At 70.5% G+C, this 679-nt stretch carries 1 pseudogene; it reads left to right on the top strand.

The features are described 5' to 3' along the window. Positions 1–184 precede the first annotated feature (184 nt). A pseudogene (locus P1X14_RS22060) lies at positions 185–679 on the top strand (hypothetical protein); the annotation flags it as partial.

Below are 679 nucleotides of genomic sequence, written 5' to 3'. Positions count from 1 at the left end.
CCTGCGGCGACCCGTCCGGCACCGCGTCCGCGCCCGACCGCAGCGGCCTCTCCGGCTGCCGCGCCGCCGGCCACGCCCGTAATTGCCCCGGCTGGCAATAGCGTCACCACGCCGTAAAGGCTGGGGACAGGCAATGCGTGCCAGCCATGTCGTTTCGTTCAATCCAGCACCGGGGGGTGTGAAGATGCGTATCCTGATTGCAGCCGCGGTGATGCTCTCCGCAATCGGCTTCACGGCACCTGCGCAGGCGCAGAGCGCGCTGGAAATGCGCGTAGACCGCCTCGAGCGCGAAATGCGCGCGGTGCAGCGCAAGATCTTCCCGGGCGGCGCAGGCGCCACTTTCGAGGCCGAGATTACCGGCCCCTCGGCCAATGGCGACATGCCCGGATCGCCCGCGAGCAGTCCGGTCGCCGATCTGACCCAGCGCGTCGCCGCGCTCGAATCGCAGATCGCGACGCTGACCGGCCAGGTCGAGCAGGCACAGAACCGTATCCGCATGCTGGAAGACGCGTTCGCGGCGTACAAGCGCTCGACCGATGCGCGGCTGAAGGCGCTCGAGGATACGGCTACGTCGGTCGGCAGCCATGATCCGGCGCCGGTGGTGACCACGCCCGCCGACAATCCCGCGCCGACCCGGCCCACGCCGCGCCCGACCCCGCCCGCGACGACCGGCAGCACC

The sequence above is a fragment of the Sphingomonas sp. AOB5 genome (genome assembly GCF_029433115.1).
Taxonomy (GTDB): domain Bacteria; phylum Pseudomonadota; class Alphaproteobacteria; order Sphingomonadales; family Sphingomonadaceae; genus Sphingomonas.
This window is presented reverse-complemented; position numbering and strand designations above follow the sequence as displayed.